Source organism: Leptospira yanagawae serovar Saopaulo str. Sao Paulo = ATCC 700523 (assembly GCF_000332475.2).
GTDB lineage: Bacteria > Spirochaetota > Leptospiria > Leptospirales > Leptospiraceae > Leptospira_A > Leptospira_A yanagawae.
In genome coordinates, this window is the sequence record NZ_AOGX02000014.1 from 1 (window position 1) to 5,481 (window position 5,481).

Sequence of the window (5,481 nt, forward strand, 5' to 3'; positions counted from 1 at the left end):
TTCTTTCTTGCCATAATGCTCTCTCCTTAATATCGGAGAAAACTAACTTAAATATCGGTGCAGTTTTTGGGGAGCAGGTCAGTGCCAAGAAGATTGAATTCGTTTTTCATTCCAACTAAGTGACTATTATCTTTTATGTTAACACATCCAATGAGTTCATCTAATTCTGATATTTCAGCTTGAATAACAACACAAGGTTGTTTCTTCTTTAGTTTCATTATCGATGTGTATTGCATATTGAGGAATATCGATATCCATTGGTTTGCCAACATATTTACCATCAAGTTTAAGAGAGAATACAGCAATTCCATCATCAATGTCTTTTTCTGTTGCGATTCTTCCAGATATTGCTTTATAATTTGATAAATTAGGCCATTCTATATTCATTTTATTTTCCCCATTCTGACAATTTAATATGAATAATATTAAGAAAGTAAAAATTTTTATTGGTATTGATTTCATTTTTTTCATTTAATCATGCTTCATAATTAGGGAGTAGTTTAAATAAGAGAAGTTATTTCTAATAAAATTTGATTAATTTACTGATTATCTAGTTTAATTATTCTTTTTATTTGCCTAGTTAAATTCAAAAAAATGTGCAAATTCGAGTTTCTGTATGGAAATTGAAAATTTCGTTAGCGATTTGATTTTGAAGTATAAGATCTAATTAACATTTTAATTTTTAAATAATCATTTTCACGGTAATTTTTATTTTATTTCGCATAACGAACTAGGCTAACCGACGTAGGCTGACCCTGAGTCCCGGAACGGGACGTTAGGGGCTGGCACGTAGTTTGCGACTGCAAACGAGTGACAGAAAGCCTATGTGCCGTAGGCCGAGCGAGGGCGTAAGACCCGAAGCGAAGTGGTTAGCCGATGTTAATTGCAGTGTCCAATAATAGTAACCAGTGTAAGTAAGAAAGTAAAAAGACCAAAACAATCCGAGCGTCTCTTCTCTTAAAATCATTCATTTCGCTGGAAAAGTAAATTAAACTTACTTAAACAGAACTGTGATCTAATAATTGTACCAAATAGAAAGTAGAGAAAGACAATAATGAAATGAAGCACTTTCTTATCTTTTCTTCTCTTCAAATGAATCTCTTTTGTCTTTCTCTTCTCTTTCTTAAAAGCGCGAAAAGAAAGAACCAGCGAAAATTACATAAAAAAGATTCTCTTACAACCTTTTTGGACATTGCAATTAACGAATAGACTTACCGAAGTTCCCCGACCCTGAGTCCCAACGGGACGTTAGGGACTGGCATGTAGCTTGCGTATGCAAACGAGTGCCAGAAGGGGAATTTGCCGGAGGCCGAGCGAGGCCTTGTGCCGAAGCGTAGCGGTAAGTCGCTGTTATACGACGTCTGAAACTAAGCCGAAAGTTTTCTGTTTTTGATAGATATTTCTAGATCTAAGGCATGACATACTTTTAAAAATGTAGATAAGTTACAATTTACTCCATTTTCAATTTTTGATAATTGTTGTTGAGTGACATGTGCTTTTTTCGCTAAATCAGATTGGGAAAGCCCTTTTTTTTCTCTCAAAGTTTGTAGCTTAATAGAAATATTAACAAGTTCTTTCTCTTCTTCAAATTTTTCCTTAAAAGATTTACTTTTTAACTTATTGTCTAAATGATTCTTTAACGATCTCATAAATTTAACTCCTTTAAGATTTTTTCAGTATATTTTTGTAAGAAAGATTCTCTTCTTTTAATAGCTTTATTAATTTCTGAATTAGGAACTTTATCCGTATTTTTAACGAATTGATTCGTAAGTATAATATAATCTTTATAACAAAAGAAATATAAAATTCTAATTTGTGATCCTGAAAGTTTAATTCTTAATTCATGAATACCGTCAATCAACAGATCTGCGTAAGGTCTAGGAAGATTTGGTCCTAACTCAGCCAATTTATCTAACCAAGCGAATATTTTTGCCTGATTCCTTTCATCCTTAGAATTGATAAAAATCTCTATTTCGGAAGGTAGATCCTCTTTTTCAGCAAAATATAGAATTTTCCATTTCTTTGACACAGTTAATATTACATCATAAATGACGTAATGTCAATCCTTATTTATGATACAAAATACATTTTTAAGATGTCGTATAACGAATTAGGCTACTCGACGTTTCCCGACCCTGAGTCCCGGAACGGGACGTTAGGGACTGGCATGTAGCTTGCGTAAGCAAGGCGAATGCCAGGAGGGAAATGTGGCGCAGCCCAAGCGAGGCCGTAGTGCCGAAGCGCAGTGAGCAGCCGTTGTTATGCGCAGTATCCAATTATTAAGAGAAGTGTATTTAGAAAACATAAAAATCAGAACTTCTTTTCTCTTTTCTCGTGTTTTCTATCTATTAAAATTAGAAGATTTCCTGTTTGAATTGTTTTTGATTAAAAATAATTTGATTTGAATTTAAAATTTTGACCAAAAAATTTTCAAGTCTGCAAAAAAGGTCTGATCTAAAGAAAAACCCATGAACTCTTTATAAAACGTTCTCTAAATTGGCGCGTTCATTCTTTGAAATTTCCTTTTCTGGATTATATACGATGTCGTATCTCGAATTTAGAGGGAATCAACGGATTTTCGATAGAACGAATCTTTTAAGTATGAAGCGCTAAATTAATATTTTATCCTGATTTAAAAAGAAGAATCTCTTAATCACTTTTTTTAGATATTGCGCATAACGAACAAGCTAACCGACGTAGGCTGGCCCTGAGCCTCGGAGAGGCGTTAGGGATTGGCACGACGCTTGCGAATGCAAGAGGAGTGACAAAAGCCTATGTGTCGCAGACCGAGCGAGGGCTCGTCCCGAAGCGAAGTGGTTAGCGGCAGTTATACGAAGTTGCGAATTGTATATACCTTTGGTTTTTATTGAAAATATCTTCAAACTTAAATTTTTTGAATTAGTTATTACAACTTTAAAAAACGATATTTTGACATAATTTTCAGATTCTTAATCTTATATTAAATATCTATACTTAGTATTGTATATATTCGTTAATATGAAATATATACTCATTATACGTTTTAATTTTTAATTTGATAGAAGTTAAGAAATGCACCAAAGAAAGTCATATATAAACTATACTTTATGTAATGGGTTTTTAAACCAATTATAAACTTAAATTTAGAATTTCGGTAAATATAATATTATTTTTAGAATGATTAGGTATTGATAGTAATTTTATCTCTATTATTTATTCCAGCAATAGATTTTCACATGATTAATTATTTCAGAGGTTTCTGATTGTTTTTCTAAAGTAAGTCCAAAATTAGAGTCTTCCATTAAATGAGAATGATCAAAATTTCCTTGTTTTGTATTCTTTATCAGTTTCTCCAGTGCATCTCCTAGATTTTTTAATCCTTCTGGTGAACCATGTATTTTTAATACTTCGTCTTCTATTTCAAATGTTAACAAGTATTCCATTTATTTTCCTTTTTGTTCTCTAAATATTTTTCGCAATTTCGTATAACGAATTAGACTAACCGACGTAGGCTGGCCCTGAGTCCCGACGGGACGTTAGGGACTGGCCACGACACTTGCGCAGGCAAGGGGAGTGCCAGAAGCCTATGTGTCGCAGACCGAGCGAGGCCGCAAGTGCCGAAGCGAAGCGGTTAGTCGCTGTTATTCGCAGTAAGCAAAATTAGATTATGATTCATCATAGTCTTCATCTGGGTAATCAAAATCGGCAAAGTTATTTTTGTAGTAGTGAATGTTTGGGGTTCTGTCTTTGGTTATTTTTGGTGAGCCAAACGCAAGTGGTCTAATTTTTATATGTATAAATTCAGTTCCATCTTTAGTTATTTTTCCTATATTCCTGATTATACCATAAATGGCATAAATACTACGACTACCCAATCTTATGGTAGCTGTTGTTGAACAAAGAAACAGCGAGTTAATATCCCATTCAACAAAATATGGTTTTCTGCGAAAATAAAGGTGCGTTGGTGGCGTTGCCTTAGTTATTGGTAACTTTGGACTATGTCCATATAATCCACCCACATAGAAGCATAATTTATTTATCAAAGATCCATCCTGAATGTATTTTTTCTTAAGTAAGTGATCCAAATCATTTAGTTCCATTTTTTGAATACATTCAAGTAACAGATCGAAAAAATGATGTCTCAAGTGAATGGTCGAATAGCCACCGTGTTCTAAAAAGGGTATATTTGGATCAATATCGTTTTCTTTAAAATATTTTACATTTATATTATTGTCTGAATTTAAGATACCCATTTGAATTAAAGAATCGCTATAAGTTGTAGCAGGTGACCTGCCCCCATTTTCAGTACCAATGGATAAGTTAGTTTTCTCTAAACATTTCAACCATAAGATCGCTTAAACTCTGAAGGAGTCAAGTAATTCAATGAAGAGTGAAGACGCTCGTCGTTGTATTCCTTTTGGAAAATTCGCAAAGCATCGGTTAACTCTCTTTGATTTTTAAAGTAGTGTAGATTCAAACACTCATCTCTAAGTTTACCATTGAAACTTTCTATAAATGCATTTTGTGTTGGTTTTCCTTTTTCAATAAAGTGAATTTCTATCCCCTTATCTTCTGCCCATTTCTGGAAGTCTTTGGATGTAAATTCTGTTCCATTATCCAAAACAAATGCTCTTGGAAGTCTTTCGAGGGTGTTTAAATATCTGATCAACTTTTCTGACGAAAAAGTAAACTCTGCCTGAAGTATGGTATTCTCTCTTGTTAAATGATCAATACCTGTTAAAATTCTTTGCTTTCTTCCATCAATCGTCCGTTCGAAAACAAAGTCCATTGACCAAACTTCGTTTGAATTCTTAGGCAATGGTAGTTGCTGTGATGATGCATTTCTTTTCTTTCGCTTCGGTTTTGTCCTTATTTTAAGCCCTTCTAAGCAATATAGTCGATATACTTTCTTATGATTGATTGTCCTACCCGACCTTCTTAACCTTCGGTAAATTCGTCGATAGCCTTCCGTTTCCATCGAAAAGCAAGTCTTCGAATTTCGTTCATTGTCTCTTCATCAATAGCTTTCGGCTGATAATAATAACTTGATTTAGGAAGAAGAACAACATCTAGGCTTCTGTTTAGAGAAAGTCCCTCTTCAACTAGCAGATCAACTGCTCTCTCCTTACTAGAGGCGTGCTCAAAACTTTTTTCCCAAAACATTCTTATGCTTGGATTCGAGAGCCATGTCAGCTACCAATCTTTTGAGATTTGAATTTTCCTGCTCGAGTGCCTTCATCTTCTTGATTTCGCTAAGCTCCATTCCTCCATACTTGTTACGCCAGCGATAAAATGTTTGTTCAGTGATTCCGTATTTTCGTGAAAGTTCCTTGATTGGAATACCTGTTTCTGCTTCCTTTAAATATCCGAAAAATCTCGCTTTCTTCTATCTTCTTTCTTGCCATAATGCTCTCTCCTTAATATCGGAGAAAACTAACTTAAATATCGGTGCAGTTTTTGGGGAGCAGGTCAGTGCCAAGAAGATTGAATTCGTTTAAGAAA

General features: G+C 34.2%; 7 protein-coding genes and 1 pseudogene. All 8 read right to left on the minus strand.

Translation table 11 applies throughout. The annotated features are described in order from the left end of the window. Nucleotides 1-174 precede the first annotated feature (174 nt). On the minus strand, nucleotides 175-462 hold the full coding sequence (locus LEP1GSC202_RS19410) for a hypothetical protein (protein WP_051125280.1): 288 nt from the start codon (nucleotides 460-462) through the stop codon (nucleotides 175-177). A gap of 905 nt (nucleotides 463-1,367) precedes the next feature. Beyond that, nucleotides 1,368-1,649 (minus strand): helix-turn-helix domain-containing protein, encoded by a 282-nt coding sequence (locus tag LEP1GSC202_RS03550; protein ID WP_015676036.1) that lies wholly within the window; start codon nucleotides 1,647-1,649, stop codon nucleotides 1,368-1,370. Beyond that, the gene (locus tag LEP1GSC202_RS03555) at nucleotides 1,646-2,029 is read right to left on the minus strand and encodes a type II toxin-antitoxin system RelE/ParE family toxin (protein WP_015676327.1); all 384 of its coding nucleotides are present in this window, start codon (nucleotides 2,027-2,029) and stop codon (nucleotides 1,646-1,648) included. The genes LEP1GSC202_RS03550 and LEP1GSC202_RS03555 overlap by 4 nt, the downstream gene beginning before the upstream one ends. Nucleotides 2,030-3,188: 1,159 nt before the next feature. Next, nucleotides 3,189-3,422: an Imm32 family immunity protein gene (locus tag LEP1GSC202_RS03560; protein WP_015676333.1), complete on the minus strand. Its 234-nt coding sequence runs from the start codon at nucleotides 3,420-3,422 to the stop codon at nucleotides 3,189-3,191. Nucleotides 3,423-3,644: 222 nt separating this feature from the next. Then, on the minus strand, nucleotides 3,645-4,322 hold the full coding sequence (locus tag LEP1GSC202_RS03565; RefSeq protein ID WP_015676334.1) for a hypothetical protein: 678 nt from the start codon (nucleotides 4,320-4,322) through the stop codon (nucleotides 3,645-3,647). Beyond that, on the minus strand, nucleotides 4,319-4,957 hold the full coding sequence (locus LEP1GSC202_RS03570) for an IS3 family transposase (protein ID WP_015676332.1): 639 nt from the start codon (nucleotides 4,955-4,957) through the stop codon (nucleotides 4,319-4,321). The genes LEP1GSC202_RS03565 and LEP1GSC202_RS03570 overlap by 4 nt, the downstream gene beginning before the upstream one ends. Continuing rightward, entirely contained in the window at nucleotides 4,918-5,142 is a 225-nt protein-coding gene (locus LEP1GSC202_RS03575; RefSeq protein WP_015676328.1) for a hypothetical protein, read from the minus strand. Before LEP1GSC202_RS03575 ends, LEP1GSC202_RS03570 begins: the two co-directional genes overlap by 40 nt. Then, nucleotides 5,120-5,329, minus strand: a pseudogene (locus tag LEP1GSC202_RS20470) (transposase); the annotation flags it as partial. The pseudogene LEP1GSC202_RS20470 and the gene LEP1GSC202_RS03575, both read right to left, overlap by 23 nt. Nucleotides 5,330-5,481 lie beyond the last annotated feature (152 nt).

What these genes read in the sequence shown, in the direction of transcription:
- LEP1GSC202_RS19410 (WP_051125280.1), bottom strand. Translation starts at nt 462, where the DNA reads ATGAAATCAATACCAATAAAAATTTTTACTTTCTTAATATTATTCATA.
- LEP1GSC202_RS03550 (WP_015676036.1), bottom strand. Translation starts at nt 1,649, where the DNA reads ATGAGATCGTTAAAGAATCATTTAGACAATAAGTTAAAAAGTAAATCT.
- LEP1GSC202_RS03560 (WP_015676333.1), bottom strand. Translation starts at nt 3,422, where the DNA reads ATGGAATACTTGTTAACATTTGAAATAGAAGACGAAGTATTAAAAATA.
- LEP1GSC202_RS03570 (WP_015676332.1), bottom strand. Translation starts at nt 4,957, where the DNA reads ATGGAAACGGAAGGCTATCGACGAATTTACCGAAGGTTAAGAAGGTCG.
- LEP1GSC202_RS03575 (WP_015676328.1), bottom strand. Translation starts at nt 5,142, where the DNA reads ATGTTTTGGGAAAAAAGTTTTGAGCACGCCTCTAGTAAGGAGAGAGCA.